Source organism: Spirillospora sp. CA-108201, from assembly GCF_050936235.1.
In the GTDB taxonomy this organism is placed as follows: domain Bacteria; phylum Actinomycetota; class Actinomycetes; order Streptosporangiales; family Streptosporangiaceae; genus Spirillospora.
The window spans coordinates 8382941-8403831 of sequence record NZ_JBNJNE010000001.1 but is presented as its reverse complement, the minus strand read 5'-3'; the positions used below and the strand labels follow the sequence as shown (position 1 = coordinate 8403831).

The following is a 20891-nucleotide window of genomic DNA, read 5'->3' as shown; positions in this document are numbered from 1 at the left end:
GGACGGGTTGGCCACGGTATGACCGTGCGCTTCTCCGTCCTCGATCTCGCCCCCGTCGTCACCGGCTCCACGTCCGGCCAGGCCCTGCGCAACACGCTGGACCTGGCCCGGCACGCCGAGCGGCTGGGCTTCCACCGCTACTGGCTGGCCGAGCACCACGCGATGCCCGGCATCGCCAGCTCGGCGACCGCCGTGCTGATCGGGCAGGTCGCGGCGGCGACCTCCCGGATGCGGGTGGGGTCGGGCGGGGTCATGCTGCCCAACCACGCGCCGATGGTCGTCGCCGAGCAGTTCGGGACGCTGGAGGCCCTGCACCCGGGGCGCATCGACCTCGGGCTCGGCCGCGCCCCCGGCACCGACCAGGCGACCGCGCGGGCGCTGCGCCGCTCCGCCGAGGCGCTGTCGGTCGACGACTTCCCCGAGCAGGTCGTCGAGCTGCGCGCGTACTTCGCCGCGGACAGCAAGGTGACCCCGGCGGCCGGGAACGAGCCGCCGGTGTGGCTGCTCGGATCCAGCGGGTACAGCGCGCGGCTCGCCGGCCTGCTCGGTCTGCCCTTCGCGTTCGCGCACCACTTCAGCGCCGAGAACACCGTCCCCGCGCTGACCCTGTACCGGCAGTCGTTCCGGCCCGGCGCGCTGGACGAGCCCTACTCGATGATCGGGGTGTCGGTGACGGCGGCCGACACCGACGAGCGGGCGCGCGAGCTGGCCGCTCCGCAGGCGCTGTCGTTCCTGCGCCTGCGGCAGGGGCGCCCGGGGCTGCTGCCGACGCCGGAGGAGGCCGCGTCCTACCCGTACACGCCGATCGAACGGCAGATGATCGACGCGCGGCTGGCCGACCAGGTCGTCGGCGGCCCGGACGCCGTCCGCCGGCAGCTGGACGGGCTGGTCGGCCGGACCGGGGTCGACGAGGTCATGGTCACCACGCAGGTCTTCGACCACGCCGACCGGCTGCGTTCCTACGACATCCTCGCCGGCCTGTACGAGGAGAGCCTCAGCGCGGCGTGACCCGCGCTCCGGACGCGGAACCGCCGGCCTCCGGGCGGAGACCGGCGGCCGGCGTCGGCGCGGGTCAGCCCGCGAAGGCCGCCTCCAGGACGTCCAGTCCCTCGGCGAGCAGCTCCTCCGAGATGACCAGCGGCGGCAGGAAGCGCATCACGTTCCCGTAGGTCCCGGTCGTCAGCACGAGCAGGCCGTTCTCGTGGCAGCGGCGGGCGAGCCGCGCGGTCAGCTCGGGATCGGGCTCCTTCGTGCCCTCCCGCACCAGCTCGATGGCGATCATCGCGCCGCGCCCGCGCACGTCCCCGATCGCCGGGTGCCGCTCGGCGAGGGCGCGCAGCCGGGGCAGCATGATCTCGCCGATCCGGCGGGCGCGCTCGGTGAGCTTGCCGTCCTCGATCTCCTCCAGGACGGCGAGCGCCGCCTCGCAGGCGAGCGGGTTGCCGCCGTAGGTGCCGCCGAGCCCGCCGCCGTGCACCTTGTCCATGATGTCGGCGCGCCCGGTGACGGCCGCGAGCGGCAGCCCGCCGGCGATGCCCTTCGCGGTCGCGACCAGGTCGGGGACGATCCCCTCGTGCTCGCAGGCGAACAGGTCGCCGGTCCGCGCGAAGCCCGTCTGCACCTCGTCGGCGACGAACAGGATCCCGTTGGCGCGGCAGAACTCGGCGAGCGCGGGCAGGAACCCGGGCGCGGGCTCGATGAACCCGCCCTCGCCCTGGATCGGCTCGATCAGCAGCGCCGCGACGTTCGTCGCGCCGATCTGCTTGGTGATCTGGTCGATCGCCTGCGCCGCCGCCTCCGGCCCGCAGTGGTCGGGGCCGGTCGGCCAGCGGTAGGGGTAGGCCGGCGGCATCCGGTAGACCTCGGGCGCGTACGGGCCGAACCCCTGCTTGTACGGCATGTTCTTCGCGGTCAGCGTCATCGTCAGCAGCGTCCGGCCGTGGTAGCCGTGGTCGAACGCCACGACCGCCTGCCGCCCCGTCGCGTACCGGGCGATCTTGACGGCGTTCTCCACCGCCTCGGCGCCGCTGTTGACCAGCACGGAGCGCTTCTCGTGGTCGCCGGGCGTGATCCGGTTGAGGTTCTCGCACACCGCGACGTAGGACTCGTACGGCGCGACCATGAAGCAGGTGTGGGTGAACCGGTCGGCCTGCGCCTTCACCCGCGCCGCGACCCGCGGGTTGGCGTTGCCGACGCTGGTGACCGCGATGCCGGAGCCGAAGTCGATCAGCGAGTTGCCGTCCGCGTCGACGACCACGCCGCCGTCCGCGTCCGTCACGTACACCGGCAGGACGCTGCCGACGCCGGGCGGCACCGCCGCGAGGCGGCGCTCGTGCAGGGCGCGGGAGCGCGGGCCGGGGATCTCGGTCACGACGCGGCGCTCCTGGGGCAGGCGGGAGCCGCTCGCGCTGAGGGTGGTGTCCTGGCTGGTCATGGCCTGAACATAAGCCGGGCGCCGCCTACGATGAACCGTACGGGACGGCGAAATCCGTCCGGCGAGGTAGACACTTTGCACAGGGATTGACATGCCGCCCACGTTGGCCGCCGTGGCCGCCCTCCCCCAGCTCGGACTGCGCTCGCTCACCGGGCCGCTCCCCGCGACGCCGGTCGTGTGGGTCGCCGTCAGCGAGCTGGAGGACCCGACCCCGTTCCTGGAGGGCGGCGAGCTGGTGCTGACCACCGGCATGCGGCTCACCGCCGCGAACGCCGGGGGCTACGTGTCCCGGCTGGTGGCGCGGGGCGTCGCCGGGCTCGGCTTCGCGGTCGGCGTCATCCACGAGACCGTCCCCGCGGAGCTGCTCGCCGCGGCCCGCGACCAGGGGCTCGTGCTGCTGGAGGTCCCGCGCCCGACCCCGTTCATCGCGATCGGCAAGGCGGTCTCCCGGGTGCTCGCCGCCGAGTGGTACGAGGACGTGACCCGCGCGTTCCAGGCCCAGCGCGAGCTGACCCGCGCCGCGCTCACCGGCCCCGGCGCGCTGGTCGCCCGGCTGGCCCGGCTGCTCGGCGGGTGGGCGCTGCTGCTGGACGCGTCCGGCGACGTCCGGCACGCCGAGCCCGCCCGCGCCCGCGACCGCGCCGGGGACCTCGCGCCCGAGCTTGCCCGGCTGCGCCGCCCGGACCGGGGCGGCCCCGCCGCGAGCGTCGCGCTGGCGGTCCCCGACGACCACATCGTCGTGCAGCGCGTCGGGCTGGGCGGGCGGCCGCGCGGGTTCCTCGCGGTGGGCGCCGACGCGCCGCTCCCGCCCACCGCGCACACGATCGTGGGCGCCGCCGTGGCCCTGCTGACGCTCCAGTCGGAGACGCCCCGCACCGGGCGCGACCTCCGGGCGTCGCTGGCGGCGCTGCTGCTCGGCCGCCCGGACGAGGGCCCGGCGATCCCGCGCGGGCCCGTCCGGGTGCTGGCGTGCGCAGGCGGCGGCGCCGTCCTGGACGCGCTGGAGTCCGACCCGGCCGGGGAGCGTTGCCCGGTGCTGCCGCTCGGCGGGCGCATCGCCGTGATCGTTCCCGACGGGGAGCTCGGAACGGTCGAGCGGCTCCTCGCGGGCGGCGGCCCGATCGGCGTCAGCGACCCCGCCACCGGGGACCTGCGGGCCGCGCTGCGCCAGGCCGAGGAGGCCCTCGCGGCGGCCGGGCGGTCGGGCCGCGACGTCCTGCACTACTCCCGGCTCCCCGGGCAGGGCGTGCTCGGGCTGCTGGACCCCGGCCTCGCGCACGCCTTCGCCGGCGCGCTCCTCGCCCCCCTCCGCGCGGAGGGGCTGGTCGAGACCGTGCGGGCCTACGTCGCGGCCAACGGGCAGGGGGAGGCGGCGGCGCGGGCGCTCGGCGTCCACCGGCACACGCTGCGCTCGCGGATGCGCAAGGCGGCCGAGCTTCTCGGGCGCGACCCGGACGATCCCGCCGTCCGCGCCGAACTGTGGATCGCGCTCGCCGTCACGTCCAACGACGAGGAGCGGATTGGACATCGTGGCGACTCCCATTCGGGCGAGCCGCGGATACCGTGAAACACATGAACGTGACCCCATTCTGGCTGGCCGGCCGGCCCGAGACCGGTGACGGTGAGCTGACCGTTACGCATCCCTACGACGGCCGCGTGGTCGGGACGGCGGCGGTGCCGACGCCCGCGCAGGTGGAGGAGGCGGTCGCCGCGGCCGACGCCGTCCGCCGCGAGGCCGCGGCGCTGCCGCTGCACGTGCGGGCCGAGGCGCTCGCGCACGTGTCCGCGCGGCTCGCCGAGCGCGCCGAGGAGGTCGCCCGGCTGATCACCGGCGAGAACGGCAAGCCGCTGCTGTGGGCGCGCGGCGAGGTGGCCCGCGCGGTCTCCACGTTCCGGTTCGCCGCCGAGGAGGCCCGCCGCGTCGCCGCCACGACGCAGCGGCTCGACACCGACCCGGCCGCCGAGGGCCGGATGGCCTACATCACCCGCGTGCCGAAGGGCCCGGTGCTCGGCATCTCGCCGTTCAACTTCCCGCTGAACCTCGCCGCCCACAAGATCGCGCCGGCGATCGCCGCGGGCGCGCCGATCGTCCTCAAGCCCGCCCCGGCCACGCCGCTGTCGGCGCTGCTGCTCGGCGAGCTGCTCGCCGAGACCGACCTGCCCGCCGGGATGTTCTCGGTCCTTCCGGTGCCGAACGACCGGGCCTCCGCCCTGGTCGACGACCCGCGCCTGCCGATCGTGTCGTTCACCGGCTCCGTGCCGGTCGGCTGGGCGATCAACGACCGGGCGCCGCGCAAGCACGTCACCCTCGAACTCGGCGGCAACGGCGCGGCCGTCGTCCTGCCGGACGCCGACCTCGACTGGGCCGCCAAGCGGATCGGGCTGTTCGCCAACTACCAGGCGGGGCAGAGCTGCATCGCCGTCCAGCGCGTCTACGTCGACCGGTCCGTCATCGACGAGTTCCTGCCGAAGCTCGTCGACACGGTCTCCTCCCTCGTCACCGGCGACCCCTGGGACGACAAGACGCAGGTCGGCCCGCTGGTCGACGAGGCGGCCGCCGAGCGCGTCGAGGCCTGGGTGGACGAGGCCGTCGCCGCGGGCGCGCGGGTCCTCACCGGCGGCACCCGCGAGGGCGCCGCGTACGCGCCGACCGTCCTCGCCGACGTCCCCTCCGACGCCAAGGTCGCCCGCGAGGAGGTCTTCGGCCCGGTCGTGTTCGTCCAGCCCGTGGACGGCGTCGACGAGGCGTTCGCCCTCGTCAACGACTCCAGGTTCGGCCTCCAGGCGGGCGTGTTCACCCGGAGCCTGGACGTGGCGTTCCGCGCCCACCGCGAGCTGGACGTGGGCGGCGTCGTGATCGGCGACGTCCCGTCCTACCGCGCCGACCAGATGCCCTACGGCGGCGTGAAGGACTCCGGCGTCGGCCGCGAGGGCCTGCGGTCGGCGATCGCCGACTACACCGAGGAGAAGGTCATGATCTTCACGGGGCTGCCCCTCTAGCCGCGGCCGCGGGGCCCCGCGTACAGCCCGGTGCGCAGGGCCCCGGCCGCCTCCGACGCCGCCTCCCGGAACCGCCCGCCGAGGGACCACATGTTCGCGAACCCGTGGATGAGGTCCTCCTGGCGCCGCAGCGCGACGGGGACGCCGGCCTTGCGGAGCCGCTCGGCGAACTCCTCCCCCTCGTCCCGCAGCGGGTCGAACCCGGCGGTGACGAGGTAGGCGGGCGGGAAGCCGGACAGATCCTCGGCGAGCAGCGGCGAGGCGGCCGGCTCGGCGCGCCGCGCCTCCGGGCAGTAGTGGTCGCTGAACCACGTCATGTCGGCGTCGGTCAGGTAGAAGCCGTCGGCGAACAGGTCCCGCGACCGCCGCAGGACGGTCATGTCGACCGCCGGGTAGTAGAGCAGCGCGAAGTCCGGCGTCCGCCGCGCCGTCAGCCCCACGACCACCGCGAGGTTGCCGCCGGCGCTGTCGCCTCCCACCGCCACGGCCCCCGGGTCGGCGCCGAGGTCGGCGGCGTGGGCCGTCGCGTGCTCCCAGGCGGCCAGCGCGTCGTCGGTCGCCGCCGGGTAGGGGTGCTCGGGCGCGAGCCGGTAGTCCACCGACAGCACCCGCACCTCCGCGTGCACGGCGAGATACCGGCACACCGTGTCGTGCGTGTCGAGGCTCCCGATGACCCAGCCGCCGCCGTGGTAGAAGACGAGCAGCGGCGACCCCTCCGCGAGGCCCTTCGGCGTGTAGAGCCGCGCCGGCACGCCGCCCGCGTCCACCTGCCGCGTCCTGACGGGCCGCGCCGGCGCCTTCGGCAGGTACGACTGCCCCCGGGCGATCCCCTGCCGCGCCTGCCCGACCGTGCCTCCGGCGAGCCTCCGCTCGCCCTCCAGCCGCATCATCGCCAGCAGGAGCTGCGCGTCCAGCGCCAGCTCCTGCCCGTCCCGCCGCACCGGCGCACCGGCGATGAGCCGCTTCACCGGCCCCGGCAGCGCGAACACGGCGCGGAGCACGGCCCCGGTCACCCCCGGCGGCACCTTCTCGGCCAACGACGCCACAGCAGCCTCCACCCCTCGGGTCCCGCACACCGTACTCCCCAGTAGCCTCCGGGGCCCAGCCCCCCCCGGAAGCCTCCCGCAAAGGGCTCGCGGCACCGGGGCCGCCTGCTGCTACCGCCGGGTGGGCGTCGTGCGGAACGGCGGCGGCCGGCCGGCCTGACCGGGTCAGGACGCGCGCGTCCGGCGGCGCCAGTAGGCGAGCGTGACGGCGGCGAGCAGCGGACCCCACGCCAGCAGCGGCGCGTAGGCGACGACGCCGAGCACGCCCTGCCAGTCGTGGAAGTGGATGGGGAACCCCTCGGGCAGCGGACGCCCCTGGACGGTCTCCTGGAACAGCAGGCAGTTCACGACGGAGGCCGTCCACAAGGGGGTCAGGATCGCGGCCCCCGCGAGACCCGGGATCACGGCGGCCATGACCGGCACGCGCCGTCCCCGAAGGCCCGGCACCCACCGCGGGAACACCTCGCCCCAGCCGGCGACCATGCCGACGGCGGTGAACGCCACCGCCTCAGACAGGATCGACAGCAGCACCACGTACGCCTCCAGCGGCACCCAGCCGGGAAGGTCGCCTTTCGCGGTCCCCGTGTCCAGGCCGTCGCCGCTGAGGATCGGCAGGTGCAGGGCGAAGGCGGCGATCCGCCACAGCCCCGACGGCAGGACGGTGAGCGGGACGGCCATGGCCGCGATCCGCGCCCAGCGCGGAACGCCCGCGACCGGCGCGTGCGCGGCGTCCCAGTTCGCGCGCAGCCGCGCGAACGGAACCGGTGATGTGCTCGCAAGGGTCATGGCCTCACCCTCGTCTCCCGCCCCGCCCGCGCTGATCACCCGCGGGCGCCATCCCCCTCCCCCGCCCGGGGGAACCCCGGAGCCGGACCACGGGATCGTACGGATCCGAACGACCATCGACGGGAGTAGATTCGTCCCCGGCCCGCCAGAGGCGCGCAAGCGATCCGTCGGCGCGGGCTTTACGGGAGGACGCACGTGACCGGGCATCACACTCTGCAAGAGACCGAGCAGGCCGTCCAGCGGCGCCTCGGGGACGTGCCGCTGCGGCACGACGCGATGATGGCGGTGTCCAACATCTACCGCGCCGCCGCCGCGGTCCGGCAGCACTTCGAGAGCTCGGTCCTGCGCGGCGCCGACCTGACGTGGACGTCGTTCGTCGTCCTGTGGGTGGTGTGGATCTGGGACGAGATGGAGACGCGGCACGTCGCCGAGGAGGCGGGCATCTCCAAGGGCACGCTCACGGGGGTCGTGAAGACGCTGGAGGGGCGCGGCCTGATCGAGCGCGGCTCGCACGCGACGGACGGGCGGCTGGTCCTGCTGCGGCTGACCGGCAAGGGGCAGGAGCTGATGCGGCAGATGTTCCCGGCCTTCAACACCGAGGAGGCGTTCGTGGTGGAGGGGCTGAGCGGCGAGGAGAACCGCGCGCTCGCCCGGACGCTCCGGTCGGTGATCGAGCACCTGGAGGAGGAGGGCGAGGAGCGGCGGGCCGCGCTGCGCGAGGAGTCGCCGCCGCCGCCCCGGCGCTCGGGCCGCCGCGCGCGCGGCTGACACCCCGCGCACCCCCCACTCCCGAGGCTCACCTGCGGGGCGGGCGGACGCCCCGGAACTCCCAGTCGACTGGGCGTCCGGTGGCGCCCCGAGGACACCGCCGCCACCGACCGCGCCCAGAAGGCCCTCTTCACGGCCCTGGTCCAGGCGTCCGCCGGGTGGTGACCGCCGCGTGCCTCAGGGCTTGCGGGCCAGGAGGCAGCCGGAGGGGATGGGCCGCTCGTTCTCGGCGGGCCGGCGCAGGAGCCGCGCCACCTCCACCAGCCCGGCCCGTGCGGCCATCTCGGCCATGTCGTCGACGGGACGGCGGTAGGCCAGGGCGACCTTGTGGTCGAACGACTCCGCCTCGCCCTCGTCGGTCGACTGGAACCCGAGCAGGACCAGGCCGCCGGGGGCCAGCACCCGGTGGAACTCGGCGAAGGCGCGCGGGATCTCCGCCGGCCCGAGGTGGATGGTCGAGTACCACGACAGGACGCCCGCCAGTCCGCCGTCCGGGAGGTCGAGCGCCGTGATGTCGCCCTCGTCGAAGCGCAGGTGCGGGTGGTCGGCGCGGGCCCGCGCGATCATGGCGGGCGACAGGTCGACCCCGAACGCGTCCAGGCCGAGGCCGTGCAGCAGCGCCGTCCCGCGGCCGGGGCCGCAGCCGAGGTCGGCGACGGGCCCGGCCGGGACCATCGCCGCGAACGCGCTGATCATCGCGCGGTCCAGGTGGAGCTCGTCGAGCGCGTCGCGGAAGAGGTCGGCGTAGAGGTCGGCGATGGCGTCGTAGGCGCCGGACACGGTCTCGGTCATGATCCTCGACGGTAGCGGGTCTGGCGGGCCGCCGGGGCCGTGGGCGCGAGGCCCGACAGCCCCCGCTCCACCGCCGCGGCGGCCCGCCGGCAGAACGCCTCCGGCTCGTCGGCGGCGTCCGGGCGCTCGTCGACGAGCGCGTCCGCCAGCCCGCCGCGCAGCAGGTCGGCCGACCGGACGCCCTGCGCCTCGGCCATCTCCCCGGCCCGCGCCGGGGTCCGGTGGACGATGAGCGAGGCGCCCTCGGGCGGCAGCGGCGAGAGCCAGGCGTGCCGGGCCACGAGGACGCGGTCGGCGGGCAGCAGCGCCAGCGCCGCGCCGCCCGCGCCCTCGCCCAGCAGCAGGCAGAGCGTCGGCGCCGGGAGGGTGATCAGGTCGGCCAGGCAGCGGGCGATCTCTCCCGCGAGCCCGCCCTCCTCCGCGCCGGCCGACAGGACGGCGCCGGGCGTGTCGACCACGGTGACCAGCGGGAGGCCCAGCTCGGCGGCGAGCCGCATCCCGCGCCGCGCGACGCGCAGCCCGGCCGGGCCGAGCGGGTGGCCGCCGCGCCGGTCCTGGCCCACCAGGACGCACGGCGCCGCCCCGAAACGGGCCAGGGCGAGCAGCAGGCCGGGCTCCGCCTCCCCCTGCCCGGTGCCCGACAGGGGCGTCACGTCCCCGGCGCCGTGGCGCAGCAGCTCGCGGACGCCCGGACGGTCCCGGCGGCGCGACCGCTCGATCGAGTCCCAGGCCGTCCCCTCCGGCGGAACTCCCGCGGGCAGGGGCGACGGGGCCGAGGGCGGCCGCCCGCACAGCACGCCCAGCGCGGCGGACGCCGTCCCGGCGAGATCGTCGATGGCCACGACGGCGTCCAGCAGGCCCTTGGCCGCCAGGTTCTCGGCGACCTGCACCCCCGGCGGGAACGGCTCCCCGTGCAGGCCCTCGTAGACGCGCGGCCCGAGGAACCCGATCAGCGCGCCGGGCTCGGCGGCCGTCACGTGCCCGAGCGACCCCCACGACGCGAACACCCCGCCGGTCGTCGGATGCCGCAGGTAGACCAGGTAGGGCAGTCCGGCGGCGCGGTGCGCCATGACGGCGGCGGTGATGCGCGCCATCTGCACGAACGCGGCCGTCCCCTCCTGCATGCGGGTCCCGCCGGAGGACGGCGCGGCGAGCAGCGGCAGGCCCTCGGCGGTGGCGCGCTCGACCGCCGCGACGATCCGGTCGGCGGTGGCGAGGCCGATCGAGCCCGCGAGGAACCGGAACTCCGACACGACGAACGCGACGCGGCGCCCGCGCAGCAGGCCCTCCCCCGTCAGGACGGCCTCGTCGCAGCCGCTGCGCTCCCGGGCGGCGGCGAGTTCCTCGGCGTACGCGCAGGAGAGGGGCGGTCCCCCGGCGGGCGGGACGTCCCAGGACGTCCAGGCGCCCCCGTCCAGCACCCGGCGCAGCAGCTCGCGCGCCCCGACACCACGTCCCGTCACGAAACCCTCCCGGCCGGTCTCCCCTGCATGATGACCTCACCCTCGGATCACCGGGCGCGCGGGGTGGACACTGGTGGTGACCCCGCGCACGAGGAGGCCAAGTGTCGGAGGAGATCTGCTTCGCGTCCGCCCGCGAGCTGGCGCGCCGGATCCGCGCCCGCGAGCTGTCGGCCCGCGAGGTCCTGCAGGCGCATCTCGACCAGATCGAGCGGACGAACCCGCAGGTCAACGCCATCGTCACGCTGGTCGCCGAGCGGGCGCTAGGGCAGGCGCGCGAGGCCGACGAGCGGCTGGCCGCCGGGGAGCGGCCGGGCCCGCTGCACGGCCTGCCGGTGGCGCACAAGGACACCCACGCCACCGCCGGCGTCCGCACCACCTCCGGCTCCCCCATCTTCGCCGACCACGTCCCGGACCGGGACGAGCTCGTCGTCGAGCGGATCCGCGCCGCGGGCGCCGTCACGCTCGGCAAGACGAACACGCCGGAGTTCGCCGCCGGGTCCCACACCTTCAACCCGGTGTTCGGCCTGACCCGCAACCCCTACGACCTCTCCCGGTCGGCGGGCGGCAGCAGCGGCGGCGCCGCGGCCGCCCTGGCGTGCGGGATGCAGCCGCTCGCGGACGGCGGCGACATGGGCGGCTCGCTGCGCAACCCGGCGTCGTTCTGCAACGTCGTGGGGCTGCGCCCGTCGCCGGGCCGGGTTCCGTCCTGGCCGGTCCTCGCGGGCTGGTCGACGCTGGGCGTGCAGGGCCCGATGGCCCGGGAGGTCGCGGACGTCGCGCTGCTGCTGTCGGTGCTCGCCGGCCCCGACCCGCGCAGCCCGATCGCGCTGGAGACGCCCGGATCGGCGTTCGCCGCGCCGCTGGACCGCGACCTCACGGGGCTGCGCCTCGCCTGGTCCCCCGACCTCGGCGGGACGATCCCCGTCGACCCCGCCGTCACCGGCGTCCTCGAACCCGCCGCCAAGGTGTTCGAGGACCTCGGCTGCGCCGTCGAGGAGGCCTCGCCCGACCTGACCGGCGCCGACGAGGTCTTCCGGACCCTGCGGGCCTGGCACTGGGACATCACCCTGCGCCCCCTGCTGGACGAGCGCCGCGCCGACTTCAAGCCCTCCCTCGCCGAGAACATCGACGCCGGCCGCTCCCTCACCGGCGCCGGCCTCGGCCGCGCCGAGACCCTCCACACGGCGCTGTTCCACCGCGTCCGGGAGTTCTTCGAGCGCTACGACGCGCTGCTGCTGCCGGTCAGCCAGGTCCCGCCCTTCGACGCCGCCGCCGAGTACCCGGACGAGGTCGCCGGGCGGCCGATGCGCGACTACCTGGAGTGGATGCGCTCGTGCTTCCTCATCTCGGCGACCGGGTGCCCCGCGCTGTCGGTGCCCGCCGGGTTCACCCCGGACGGGCTGCCGGTGGGGCTGCAGATCGTCGGCCCCCACCACGCGGACCTCGCCGTCCTGCGGATCGGCCACGCGTTCGAGCGCGCGACCCGCCACGCCACCCGTCACCCGCCCCTCGCCCTTCTCTAAAGCTCCTCGCGGGGGATGCGCAGGACGAACCGGGCTCCCCGGCGGCTGTCGGCGGCCACGAGGGTGCCGCCGTGCGCGCGGGCGATGTCGCGGGAGATCGTCAGCCCGAGGCCGGTGCCGCCGCGGTCGCGGTCGCGGCCCTCGGCGAGCCGGTGGAACCGCCAGAAGATCCGCTCGCGGTCCTCCGGCGCGATCCCCGCGCCGTCGTCGCGGACCTCCAGCACCGCCTCCGGCCCGTCCTCGGTCACTCTCACCCAGATCCGCGACTCCGCGTGCCGCTCGGCGTTGTCCAGCAGGTTCGTCAGCAGCCGGACGAGCTGGGCCTCGGTGACCCGGGCCGTGACGCCCTCGTCCGCCGTGACCTCGACCGGGACCCGGCGGGGCCGCCGGCTCACCTCCGCGCGGACCAGCTCGCCGAGGTCGACCCGCTCCCGCGCGACGTGCACGCCCGCGCCCAGCTTCGCCAGGATGAGCAGGTCGCCGACGATGCCCTGCAGCCGGTCGGCGTCGGAGAGCGCCGCCCGCGCCACCGCCGGCCAGTCCTCGTCCTCCGGCTGCTCCAGCGCCACCTCCAGCTGGGTGCGCAGGCCCGTCAGCGGGCTGCGCAGCTCGTGGGAGACGTCCGCGACGAACGCGCGCTGCCGCGCGAGGACGTCCTCCAGCCGGTTCAGCATCACGTTCACCGACTCGGCCAGCTCGGCCACCTCGTCGTTCGGCGCCGGCACGGTCACCCGGCGGTCGGCGCCGCCGGTGATCTCCGTCATCTCGGCGCTCATCACCCGGACCGGCCGCAGCGCCCGCCGCACCGACAGCGACACGATCCAGCCGACCGCGGAGGTCGCGACCAGCACCGTCACGGCGAGCAGGACGATGAAGACCGGCCTGGAGCGGGTGAACGTCGTGATGGGCGCGCCCACGTAGACCGTACGGGGGCCGAAGCGGGTGTCCACCCGCTCGGAGACGAAGTAGAAGTCGGCGAGCCCCTGAAACCGCACCGTGTGGTACTCGGGGCGGCCCGCCACCGGCGCGACCGGGACCTTCACGGGGCCGCGGCCGTGCAGCGGATCGCTGGCCGCGAGCACGTCGCCCTCGCCGTCCTGGACCTGGAGCAGCGGGAAGCCCGGATCCTCGACGCGGATCGTCCCCCGCAGGTCGATCTCGCGGACGAGCGTGGCGAGGTCGGTGACGACCAGGGTGCCGCGGTCGTGCAGTCCCCGGAAGACGGTGCCGCGGAGCACCTGGTAGAAGAGCGTGACGCCGGCGATGAGCAGGATCGTGACGATCAGGGTCGCGGCCGCGGTCACGCGGGTCCGCGCCGACCAGCACGACGGCGACAGCAGGTCCCCGAGGATCCGCACCCGGCGCCCCTCCTCCTTCCGGCTCGCGCGCGGCGGAGGGAACCGCGCCGCGTCGACGCGCCGGGGGGAGAGCGCAGAACTGGTTCTTACCGGGCCATTGCCCTGCGAAACATCGCCACATACCGGACGGGTGCCCGCGGGGCGGCGCCTCCCACCCCTGGGGAGCCGCCCTCGCGGGCACCGCTTCCTCCACTGTGCAGGTCCCCGATGCACGGGGTGCTACATCGACGTGACGATCACGTTTCCGCCCTTCTTCGGAAAAACCCGCCATAATTCGCCGCCGAAAGGGGAGGGGTGGGCGGGAGAGACGGAAGGGAGGTGCTGAGGCACCGCATGGATACTGACTTCAGGCCACTCGAACCAGCCGACCCGCGCGAGGTCGGCGGCCACCGGCTTCTCGGCAGGCTCGGATCCGGCGGCATGGGGACCGTCTTCCTCGGAGCCGATCCGGTGTCGGGCGGGCGCGTCGCGGTCAAGACGATCCATCCGCACCTCGCCGGCGACCCGTCCTACCGGCGGCGCTTCCGCGACGAGGCGCACCTAGCGAGCCGGGTCGCCTCGTTCTGCACCGCGCGGGTCCTCGCGCAGGGCGAGCAGGACGGCCTCCCCTACCTCGTCACCGACTACGTCGGCGGCCTGTCCCTGCACGACCGGCTCACCACCGGAGGCCCGCTGCCGCCCGCCGACCTGCACGGCGTCGCCGTGGGCGTCGCCTCGGCGCTCGCCGCGATCCACGCGGCGGGGCTCGTGCACCGCGACATCAAGCCCGCCAACGTGATGCTCACCCTGTCCGGATGCCGCGTCATCGACTTCGGCATCGCGGGCAGCCAGGACGCGCAGGAGGACACCGCCACGACCGGCCAGGTGTTCGGCACCCCGGGGTGGATCGCCCCGGAGGTGCTCGTCGGGGGCCCCTCGTCCCAGGCGGCCGACGTCTTCGCCTGGGGCTGCCTCATCGCCCACGCCGGGACGGGGCAGATGCCGATCGGCGGCGATCCCGCGACGCTGCGCACCGCGGCCGGGGACGCCGACCTGTCCGGCCTGCCGGACGCCCTGGTCCCCCTCGTCCGATGGGCGCTGGCGGAGGACCCGGCGGACCGCCCCACCGCCACCGACCTGCTGCTCGCCCTCGTCGAGCAGCCGCAGCCGCGCGCCGCGGCCGCCGCCCGGCGCTCCCGCCCGGCGCGCTCGCGGCGGCAGCCCGCCCCGGGCCCGTCGGCGCCGTTCCGGTCCCGCCGCTCCGGCGCCGAGGACACCGACACCCAGGCGTTCACGCCGCTCGGCGTGGCGGGGGCCACGACGTCCACCCGCACACGCCTGCTGGCGGGCGCCGGCGCCGCGGCGGGCACGTTCGTGCTCGGGGCGATCATCCTCGGGATCACGGGGGCCAAGGCCGCTCCGCCGTCCACGCCGGGCGCACCGGCTCCGTCCGCGCCGGCGGTCTCCGCCGCACCCGCGAAGAAGGCGCGCGCCGTCAGGGCCGCGGCGTCCAAGCGGCCCCCGGCGAAGACCGACCGGCGGAAGCCGAAGCAGAAGCCCCAGGAGAAGAAGGCGAAGGCGAAGCAGGCGGCGAAGCACGGCAAGGCCAAAGGCAGGCACAGGCACTGAGCCCGGTCCGCCGGGCCGCACCCGTCAGGTGCGCCAGACCAGCACGAGGGCGCAGTCGTCGTCGCGCGACGCGGACATGGTCTCCACCAGCTCCCGCGCGCCGCTGCCGAACCCCTGCGGGACGAGCCGCTCCGCCTCGCCGAGCAGCCGGTCGATCCCGGCGTCGAGATCGCTGCCGGGCGACTCCACCAGGCCGTCGGTGTACAGGAGCAGCGCGTCGCCCGGCCGCAGCTGCCCCCGCTCGGGCACGCAGTTCAGGTCGGGCACCACGCCCAGCACCACGCCCTTGGCGGAGCTGACCCGCCAGGCGCCGCTGCCCGCGTCGAACTGGACGGCGGGCGGGTGCCCCGCCGACTCGACGGTGTACTCCCCCGTGCGCAGGTCGACCACGATGTGCACGGCCGTCACGAAGCCCTCGTCCCACCGCTGGCGCTGGAGGTAGACGTTGCAGGCGGGCAGGAAGTTCTCAGGCTGGACCGATCCAAGCAGGCCGCCGAAGGCGCCCGACAGCATCAGCGCCCTGGTTCCGGCGTCGGTGCCCTTCCCGGACACGTCGACCAGCGCGACCTCCAGCGTGTCGCCGTCGGACGCCGACACCACGAAGTCTCCGCCGAACGAGGAGCCCCCCGCCTGGAGCATCACGACCTGCGAGCTCCAGCCGTCCGGCAGCCGGGGCATCTCGCCGTGCCGCCGGAGCCGGTCGCGCAGCTCCAGCAGCATCGAGTCGCCGCGCAGGCCCTGCACGCCGAGCTGCTGGCGGGTCCGGGCGAGGGTGATCGCGAGCACCGCGGTGATGCTCAGCGTGGCGATCATGCCGAGGCCGAACGCCGCGACGTCCTTCCAGACGTTGTAGGCGGCCATCGCGGCCACGACGGCCAGGAGGGCGACCAGGCTCCGCACCTTCAGCAGCAGCCCGCCGACCACCACGATCAGCACCAGCGCGCCGGAGGGGGCCAGCCCCCGCGAGTCGCCGGACGTGGCGATGCCGATCGCGACCGCGAGGAGCGCCAGCGCCGCGAAGACGTACCGGTCCCTGGTCAGCGAGCCCCGCCGGAGCCACCGGTAGAGCACCACCAGGAACGGGATCCTGCGCAGCACGGCACGCACGGGCGGCGGGAGCAGCTGCACCAGACGTTGAAGCATGACTCCGGCACTGTATCGAGCAATGCGCCCGGTCGGTCAGTATCCGACGGCACCAGTGACGCACTGTCACGATCGTGCTACGTGAAATCAGGGTAAATGTGGCCTTGCGACTATCTCGGAGAGGAGCGGCACATGGTCCAGTCGGGCATGCGGATCACGGTGGACGCGGCGATGCGGGCCCGCGACGTCTCGCGCCCCGGCGGGGAGCCGCCCTCCCCCGGCCCGGGTCCCGCGGCCGCCTCGGGAGCGACCCCGAACAAGTCCGGCGACACCAGCAGGCGGACCAAGGCCGAGAAGAACGAGCGGCGCCGCCTCGACAAGCGCGGCGCCCGCCGCCCCCCGGAGAACGGGCTCTAGAGGTCAGCCCTCGCGCGGCAGCGGGGGCAGCTCGCCGGTGTGCTCGTAGGCGCCGAGCATTCTGATCCGCCGGGTGTGGCGCGGCTCCTTGGAGTAGGCCGTCGCGAGGAACAGCTCCAGGAAGCGGGTCGCGGTGTCCAGGTCGTGCTGCCGCGCCCCGAGCGCGATGACGTTCGCGTCGTTGTGCTCGCGGGCGAGCACGGCGGTGTCCTCGTTCCAGACCAGAGCGGCGCGCACGCCCCTGACCTTGTTCGCAGCGATGGCCTCGCCGTTGCCGGAGCCGCCGATCACGACGCCGAGCGCCCCCGGCTCCGCGGCCGTCCGCTCGGCGGCACGCAGGACGAACGGGGGGTAGTCGTCCACGGCGTCGTACACGAACGCGCCGCAGTCGACGGCCTCATGCCCGTTCGCCTTCAGCCAGGAGACCAGGTGCTCCTTCAGCTCGAAGCCGGCATGGTCGGATCCAAGAAACACGCGCATGCGCCCGATTGTCGCAGGCCCGCACCGTGCCCGCGCGCGGGGGTCATGTGTCGTCGTCCCGCCGGCGGTCGATCGTGGTCCGGTCGGCGAGGTCGAGGTCGTCGTCCTCGGGCGGATCCTCGGGGGCGTCCTTCGGCGGGTCCTTCGGGCCGTCCTCGGGGGTCTCCTTCGACTCCCTCGGCTGCTCCGGCGCACCTTCCGGGCTCTTCTCCCCCGGCGCGTCCGGCGCCCCGCCCGGCTCCCCCGGGGCCTCTGGGGCCTCCGGGGCCGCCTGCTCCTGCGGCGGCGCGGACGGCTGCGGCGGCACGGGCGGCACGCCGAACCGCCCCGGCTGCGGGGGCTGCCCCTGCGGCGGAGGCTGCGGGACGGGTGCGGCGCCCCAGGCGGGTTGCTGCGGCTGCCCCTGCGGCGGGACGTAGGGGACGGCCGAGGGGTGCGGCGGCATCTGCTGCGGATGGGGCTGCTGCCGCATCGGCATGCCCTGCGGGGCCATGTAGGGCTGGGCCGGGGCGTAGGGCTGCCGCGGCCGGGGCCCGGACTCGCGGGTGCGGGCGAGGAAGAACCCGCCGAGCGCGCCGAGTCCGGCGAGCCAGCCGAACGCGAAGCCGAAGGAGGCGCCCTGGCCGACGGTGGAGCCGAAGGTCCGGGCGAACGACCCGTCGGAGAACTCGTACGCCCAGCGGGTCAGCGGGGCGGCCGCGATCCCGGACACGCCGCCCGCGACGACCGCCGCCCACCAGCCGATGATCAGGGCGCCGAACGGGCCGCGCTCCGGATCCGCCAGCCGGGTGCCCGCCAGCACCAGGCCCACGAGCACGCCGAAGAAGACGAGCAGGCTGAAGTCCTCCGCGAGGACCTGCTTCGCGCCGAGGCCTCCCATCGGCGTGATCCGCCAGCTGAGCGCCAGCAGCCACGTCACCACCGGCCCGAGGCCCTCGTCGTACCGGAAGTCACTCTTGTTGATCTCGTCGACGACCCACTGGTTGCCGAAGAGCAGCGCGAGGAGGGCCAGGGGAACCACCGCGCCGCCCGTCATCGCGAGCATCCGCCGCATCGTCATGGCGGGCAGAGTAGTGCCGTTCCGTCTCCGCCGGTAGGGCCCGGACTACCCGCAGTAGGCGCTAGGACGCGGGGACGGGGAAGCGGAACCCGGGGTCGACCTGCGCTTCGAGGTCCTCCCCCGCGGCCCGGCTCGCCCAGCTCCGCGCGTTCTTGACGTGGAACTCCACGGCCTGCCGCTGGAACTCGTCCCAGTCCTTGACGCGGCCGTCCACCTCGGCGCGCATGCGGTCGAGAGCGGCGGTGTTGCCGTCCTCCAGGGCGACGCCCTCGCGGCCCTGCTCCAGCGCCCGGACGGCGGCGGACTGGCCGACCCACGTCAGGAGGTCGTCGCCGACGTGCTCGCGCAGGTAGGCGACGTCCTCCTCGGACTGCACCTTGTTGCCGACGACGCGGATGGCGACGTCGTAGTCGCGGGCGTACTCGGTGTACTGCCGGTAGACGCCGACGCCCTTGCGGGTGGGCTCGGCGACCAGGAACATCAGGTCGAACCGCGTGAACAGCCCGGACGCGAACGTGTCGGCGCCGGCGGTCATGTCGACGACGACGTACTCGCCCGCCCCGTCCACGAGGTGGTTGAGGTAGAGCTCCACCGCGCCGGTCTTGGAGTGGTAGCAGGCCACTCCGAGGTCGTCGTCGTTGAACGGGCCGGTGGCGAGCAGCGTGACGCCGTCGACCTCCTGGCCCGCCTCGTGGAAGGGGTCGTCGCCGCGGAACCGCAGCAGCCGCGACCCGGAGCCGGGCGGGGTGGTCTTGGCCATCGCGGCCGCGGAGGAGATGCGCGCGTTGGCGCCGCGCAGGTGGTCCTTGAGCTCGGTGAGCCGGTCGCCCAGCGCGGGGATCTTGGCGGCGCGGCCCTCGTCCAGCCCGAGCGCCACGCCGAGGTGCTGGTTGATGTCGGCGTCGATGGCGACCACGGGCAGCCCGCGTCCGGCCAGATGGCGGACGAACAGCGCCGACAGGGTGGTCTTGCCGCTGCCGCCCTTGCCGACGAACGCAACCTTCACGAATGCCCCCATTATGGATATGAAAACCGTTACCACTGTCAGGCAACGAGTCTCCCGGAGCGGGGCCGGGCAGGCAAGCGGAACGGCCGAAGTGCCGGCGATCCGGTACGGCCGGGTCGTGGGGACGGGCGCGGGGAAAGGCCGGGGGAAAGGCGGGGAGAGGCGCGCCGGTCAGCGCAGGGCCGCGGCCGGGTCGAACCCGAAGGGCAGTTCCAGGCGGTGCGCGGCGAGCAGATCGGCGTCGGTGAGCAGGTCGCGGGTCGGGCGGTCGGCCGCGATGACCCCGCCGGAGAGGATCACCGACCGCGGGCACAGCTCCGCCGCGTACGGCAGGTCGTGCGTGACCATCAGGACCGTCACGTCCAGGCTCAGTAGGATCTCGGCGAGCTCGCGGCGGCTGGCCGGGTCCAGGTTGGAGGACGGCTCGTCCAGCACGAGGATCTCGGGCTCCATCGCCAGGACGGTGGCGACGGCGACGCGGCGGCGCTGGCCGAAGCTGAGGTGCTGCGGCGGGCGGTCGGCGGCGTCCAGCATGCCGACGCGGTCCAGCGCGTCCCGGACACGGCGGTCCAGGTCGGCGCCGCGCAGGCCGAGGTTGGCCGGGCCGAACGCGACGTCCTCCCGGACGGTCGGCATGAACAGCTGGTCGTCGGGGTCCTGGAAGACGATCCCGACGCGGCGGCGGATCTCCCGCAGCGCCTTCTTGTCCTTCGGGTCCACGGCGAGGCCGCCCACCCGCACCTCGCCCAGGCCGCCGTGCAGGATGCCGTTCAGGTGCAGGACGAGCGTGGTCTTCCCGGCGCCGTTCGGCCCGAGCAGCGCGACGCGCTCCCCGCGCCCGACCGTCAGGTCGACGCCGTACAGCGCCTGCGTGCCGTCGGGATACCCGTAGGCGAGGCCCTTCACCTCCAGCGACAGGGTCATGGGGCCATCCAAGCAGCCAGCGTGACGAGCGCCGCGGCCGAGGGCAGCGCGGCGGCGGCCGTCCACTGCGCGGCCGTCGCGCCCACGCTGTCGACGACGGGCATGCGGCCCTCGTACCCGCGGCTCACCATGGCCAGGTGCACGCGCTCGCCGCGCTCGTAGGAGCGCAGGAACAGGGCCCCCACGGACCTGGCGAGCACGCCCGTCGCGCGGAGGTCGCGGGCCTCGAAACCGCGGGCCGCCCGCGCGACCCTCATCCGGCCGAGCTCGGCGGCGACGACGTCGCCGTACCGCAGCATGAACGTGGCGATCTGCGTGATGAGCTGCGGCATCCGCAGCCGCTCGATGCCGAGCAGCAGGAGCCGCGGCTCGGTCGTCGCGGCCAGCAGGATCGACGCGACGACGCCGAGGGTGCCCTTGGCGAGGATGTTCCAGGCGCCCCACAGCCCGCTCTCACTGAGCCGCAGCCCCAGCACGGTGATCTTCTCGCCGTTCGCGACGAACGGCATGAGGAAGGCGAACGCGACGAACGGCACCTCGATGACGATCCGCCGCGCGACCGTTCCGAACGGGATCCGGGCCGCCGCCGTGACCGCCGCGAGCAGCAGCGCGTACACGCCGAACGCCCAGATCCGCTCGCGCGGCGTGGCGACGACCAGCAGGACGAACGCCAGCACGGCGACGAGCTTGCACTGCGGCGGCAGCCGGTGCACCGGCGAGGCGCCCGGGAGATAGAGCCGGTGCGCGTGGCCCGCGCCCATCAGCCCTTCCGGGACGGCTCGGACGGCGCCTTCTCGTCCCGCTCCGCGGCCGGCCCCTCCGCGGCCGGCCCCTCCGCGGCCGTACCGCGCCGCCGGACCGTCCAGAACAGTCCGCCGCCCACGAGGAGGACGAGGCCGACGCCGATCACGCCGGACAGCCCGCCCGACAGCCGCGCGTCGTCGACGCCCTTGACGCCGTAGTCGCCGAGGGGCGAGTCCTTGAGCGAGTGGTCCTTCTCCTTGGCGCTGATGCCCTTGTCCTCGGCGACCTTCTCCAGGCCGTCGGGGTTCGCGCTGGCGTAGTAGCTGACGATCCCGGCCAGGAGGAGGGAGACGAGCAGGAACCCGGCGAAGAAGCGCTTGGTGGTCATCGTGGTCCTCC

General features: G+C 75.1%; 20 protein-coding genes. 7 read left to right on the top strand and 13 right to left on the bottom strand.

Annotated elements, in window-relative coordinates:
- Window positions 1-18: 18 nt before the first annotated feature.
- On the top strand, window positions 19-1008 hold the full coding sequence (locus tag ACQEU6_RS40345; RefSeq protein WP_499338965.1) for an LLM class flavin-dependent oxidoreductase: 990 nt from the start codon (window positions 19-21) through the stop codon (window positions 1006-1008).
- A gap of 64 nt (window positions 1009-1072) precedes the next feature.
- Here ACQEU6_RS40345 and gabT read toward each other — a convergent pair whose 3' ends face one another.
- Complete coding sequence (gabT, locus tag ACQEU6_RS40340) at window positions 1073-2434, bottom strand: 4-aminobutyrate--2-oxoglutarate transaminase (protein ID WP_499338964.1); 1362 nt, start codon at window positions 2432-2434, stop codon at window positions 1073-1075.
- Between the two features lie 91 nt (window positions 2435-2525).
- Between gabT and ACQEU6_RS40335 the strand changes: the two genes are divergently transcribed.
- Both ACQEU6_RS40335 and ACQEU6_RS40330 read left to right on the top strand, forming a co-directional pair.
- Window positions 2526-4001: a PucR family transcriptional regulator gene (locus tag ACQEU6_RS40335; protein ID WP_499338963.1), complete on the top strand. Its 1476-nt coding sequence runs from the start codon at window positions 2526-2528 to the stop codon at window positions 3999-4001.
- A gap of 5 nt (window positions 4002-4006) precedes the next feature.
- Complete coding sequence (locus ACQEU6_RS40330) at window positions 4007-5434, top strand: aldehyde dehydrogenase family protein (protein WP_499338962.1); 1428 nt, start codon at window positions 4007-4009, stop codon at window positions 5432-5434.
- Here the strand turns inward: ACQEU6_RS40330 and ACQEU6_RS40325 are convergent.
- Together ACQEU6_RS40325 and ACQEU6_RS40320 are read right to left on the bottom strand one after the other, a co-directional pair.
- Complete coding sequence (locus tag ACQEU6_RS40325) at window positions 5431-6480, bottom strand: alpha/beta hydrolase (RefSeq protein ID WP_499338961.1); 1050 nt, start codon at window positions 6478-6480, stop codon at window positions 5431-5433. The genes ACQEU6_RS40330 and ACQEU6_RS40325 overlap by 4 nt on opposite strands.
- A 165-nt stretch (window positions 6481-6645) precedes the next feature.
- Complete coding sequence (locus tag ACQEU6_RS40320) at window positions 6646-7266, bottom strand: hypothetical protein (RefSeq protein ID WP_499338960.1); 621 nt, start codon at window positions 7264-7266, stop codon at window positions 6646-6648.
- Window positions 7267-7461: 195 nt separating this feature from the next.
- Between ACQEU6_RS40320 and ACQEU6_RS40315 the strand changes: the two genes are divergently transcribed.
- Complete coding sequence (locus ACQEU6_RS40315) at window positions 7462-8034, top strand: MarR family winged helix-turn-helix transcriptional regulator (protein WP_499338959.1); 573 nt, start codon at window positions 7462-7464, stop codon at window positions 8032-8034.
- 177 nt (window positions 8035-8211) lie between these two features.
- On the opposite strand, the gene ACQEU6_RS40310 is transcribed toward ACQEU6_RS40315, so the two are convergent.
- Together ACQEU6_RS40310 and ACQEU6_RS40305 are read right to left on the bottom strand one after the other, a co-directional pair.
- Window positions 8212-8826, bottom strand: a complete 615-nt coding sequence (locus ACQEU6_RS40310) for a class I SAM-dependent DNA methyltransferase (RefSeq protein ID WP_499338958.1) — start codon at window positions 8824-8826, stop codon at window positions 8212-8214.
- Window positions 8823-10289 carry a carboxyl transferase domain-containing protein gene (locus tag ACQEU6_RS40305; RefSeq protein ID WP_499338957.1) on the bottom strand — a complete coding sequence of 489 codons (1467 nt, stop codon included), beginning with the start codon at window positions 10287-10289 and terminating at the stop codon, window positions 8823-8825. Before ACQEU6_RS40305 ends, ACQEU6_RS40310 begins: the two co-directional genes overlap by 4 nt.
- A gap of 101 nt (window positions 10290-10390) precedes the next feature.
- Here ACQEU6_RS40305 and ACQEU6_RS40300 point away from each other — a divergent pair, with 101 nt between their 5' ends.
- The gene (locus ACQEU6_RS40300; RefSeq protein ID WP_499338956.1) at window positions 10391-11812 is read left to right on the top strand and encodes an amidase; all 1422 of its coding nucleotides are present in this window, start codon (window positions 10391-10393) and stop codon (window positions 11810-11812) included.
- On the opposite strand, the gene ACQEU6_RS40295 is transcribed toward ACQEU6_RS40300, so the two are convergent.
- The gene (locus ACQEU6_RS40295; protein ID WP_499338955.1) at window positions 11809-13170 is read right to left on the bottom strand and encodes a sensor histidine kinase; all 1362 of its coding nucleotides are present in this window, start codon (window positions 13168-13170) and stop codon (window positions 11809-11811) included. The genes ACQEU6_RS40300 and ACQEU6_RS40295 overlap by 4 nt on opposite strands.
- A gap of 333 nt (window positions 13171-13503) precedes the next feature.
- On the opposite strand from ACQEU6_RS40295, the gene ACQEU6_RS40290 reads away from it, so the two are divergent.
- Complete coding sequence (locus ACQEU6_RS40290) at window positions 13504-14778, top strand: serine/threonine-protein kinase (protein WP_499338954.1); 1275 nt, start codon at window positions 13504-13506, stop codon at window positions 14776-14778.
- A 24-nt stretch (window positions 14779-14802) separates the two neighbouring features.
- On the opposite strand, the gene ACQEU6_RS40285 is transcribed toward ACQEU6_RS40290, so the two are convergent.
- A complete protein-coding gene (locus ACQEU6_RS40285; RefSeq protein WP_499338953.1) occupies window positions 14803-15921 on the bottom strand; it encodes a PP2C family protein-serine/threonine phosphatase in 1119 nt (372 codons plus the stop codon).
- Between the two features lie 132 nt (window positions 15922-16053).
- Between ACQEU6_RS40285 and ACQEU6_RS40280 the strand changes: the two genes are divergently transcribed.
- Window positions 16054-16278, top strand: a complete 225-nt coding sequence (locus tag ACQEU6_RS40280) for a hypothetical protein (RefSeq protein ID WP_499338952.1) — start codon at window positions 16054-16056, stop codon at window positions 16276-16278.
- A gap of 3 nt (window positions 16279-16281) precedes the next feature.
- Here the strand turns inward: ACQEU6_RS40280 and ACQEU6_RS40275 are convergent, their stop codons facing one another.
- From ACQEU6_RS40275 to ACQEU6_RS40250, 6 genes are all read right to left on the bottom strand, one after another.
- A complete protein-coding gene (locus ACQEU6_RS40275; protein ID WP_499338951.1) occupies window positions 16282-16758 on the bottom strand; it encodes a ribose-5-phosphate isomerase in 477 nt (158 codons plus the stop codon).
- A gap of 43 nt (window positions 16759-16801) precedes the next feature.
- Window positions 16802-17818 (bottom strand): hypothetical protein, encoded by a 1017-nt coding sequence (locus ACQEU6_RS40270; protein ID WP_499338950.1) that lies wholly within the window; start codon window positions 17816-17818, stop codon window positions 16802-16804.
- Between the two features lie 61 nt (window positions 17819-17879).
- Complete coding sequence (locus ACQEU6_RS40265) at window positions 17880-18824, bottom strand: ATP-binding protein (protein ID WP_499338949.1); 945 nt, start codon at window positions 18822-18824, stop codon at window positions 17880-17882.
- Window positions 18825-18995: 171 nt separating this feature from the next.
- Window positions 18996-19748, bottom strand: coding sequence for an energy-coupling factor ABC transporter ATP-binding protein (locus tag ACQEU6_RS40260; RefSeq protein WP_499338948.1), 753 nt, complete (start codon window positions 19746-19748; stop codon window positions 18996-18998).
- Window positions 19745-20509 carry a cobalt ECF transporter T component CbiQ gene (cbiQ, locus tag ACQEU6_RS40255; protein WP_499338947.1) on the bottom strand — a complete coding sequence of 255 codons (765 nt, stop codon included), beginning with the start codon at window positions 20507-20509 and terminating at the stop codon, window positions 19745-19747. The genes ACQEU6_RS40260 and cbiQ overlap by 4 nt, the downstream gene beginning before the upstream one ends.
- Window positions 20509-20880: a PDGLE domain-containing protein gene (locus ACQEU6_RS40250; RefSeq protein WP_499338946.1), complete on the bottom strand. Its 372-nt coding sequence runs from the start codon at window positions 20878-20880 to the stop codon at window positions 20509-20511. The genes cbiQ and ACQEU6_RS40250 overlap by 1 nt, the downstream gene beginning before the upstream one ends.
- Window positions 20881-20891: the final 11 nt, after the last annotated feature.

Bases quoted from the DNA above. Each gene is read 5' to 3' on its own strand.
- ACQEU6_RS40345 (WP_499338965.1), top strand. From the start codon at position 19: ATGACCGTGCGCTTCTCCGTCCTCGATCTCGCCCCCGTCGTCACCGGC.
- gabT (WP_499338964.1), bottom strand. From the start codon at position 2,434: ATGACCAGCCAGGACACCACCCTCAGCGCGAGCGGCTCCCGCCTGCCC.
- ACQEU6_RS40335 (WP_499338963.1), top strand. From the start codon at position 2,526: ATGCCGCCCACGTTGGCCGCCGTGGCCGCCCTCCCCCAGCTCGGACTG.
- ACQEU6_RS40330 (WP_499338962.1), top strand. From the start codon at position 4,007: ATGAACGTGACCCCATTCTGGCTGGCCGGCCGGCCCGAGACCGGTGAC.
- ACQEU6_RS40320 (WP_499338960.1), bottom strand. From the start codon at position 7,266: ATGACCCTTGCGAGCACATCACCGGTTCCGTTCGCGCGGCTGCGCGCG.
- ACQEU6_RS40310 (WP_499338958.1), bottom strand. From the start codon at position 8,826: ATGACCGAGACCGTGTCCGGCGCCTACGACGCCATCGCCGACCTCTAC.
- ACQEU6_RS40290 (WP_499338954.1), top strand. From the start codon at position 13,504: ATGGATACTGACTTCAGGCCACTCGAACCAGCCGACCCGCGCGAGGTC.
- ACQEU6_RS40285 (WP_499338953.1), bottom strand. From the start codon at position 15,921: ATGCTTCAACGTCTGGTGCAGCTGCTCCCGCCGCCCGTGCGTGCCGTG.
- ACQEU6_RS40280 (WP_499338952.1), top strand. From the start codon at position 16,054: ATGGTCCAGTCGGGCATGCGGATCACGGTGGACGCGGCGATGCGGGCC.
- ACQEU6_RS40275 (WP_499338951.1), bottom strand. From the start codon at position 16,758: ATGCGCGTGTTTCTTGGATCCGACCATGCCGGCTTCGAGCTGAAGGAG.
- ACQEU6_RS40270 (WP_499338950.1), bottom strand. From the start codon at position 17,818: ATGACGATGCGGCGGATGCTCGCGATGACGGGCGGCGCGGTGGTTCCC.
- ACQEU6_RS40260 (WP_499338948.1), bottom strand. From the start codon at position 19,748: ATGACCCTGTCGCTGGAGGTGAAGGGCCTCGCCTACGGGTATCCCGAC.
- cbiQ (WP_499338947.1), bottom strand. From the start codon at position 20,509: ATGGGCGCGGGCCACGCGCACCGGCTCTATCTCCCGGGCGCCTCGCCG.
- ACQEU6_RS40250 (WP_499338946.1), bottom strand. From the start codon at position 20,880: ATGACCACCAAGCGCTTCTTCGCCGGGTTCCTGCTCGTCTCCCTCCTC.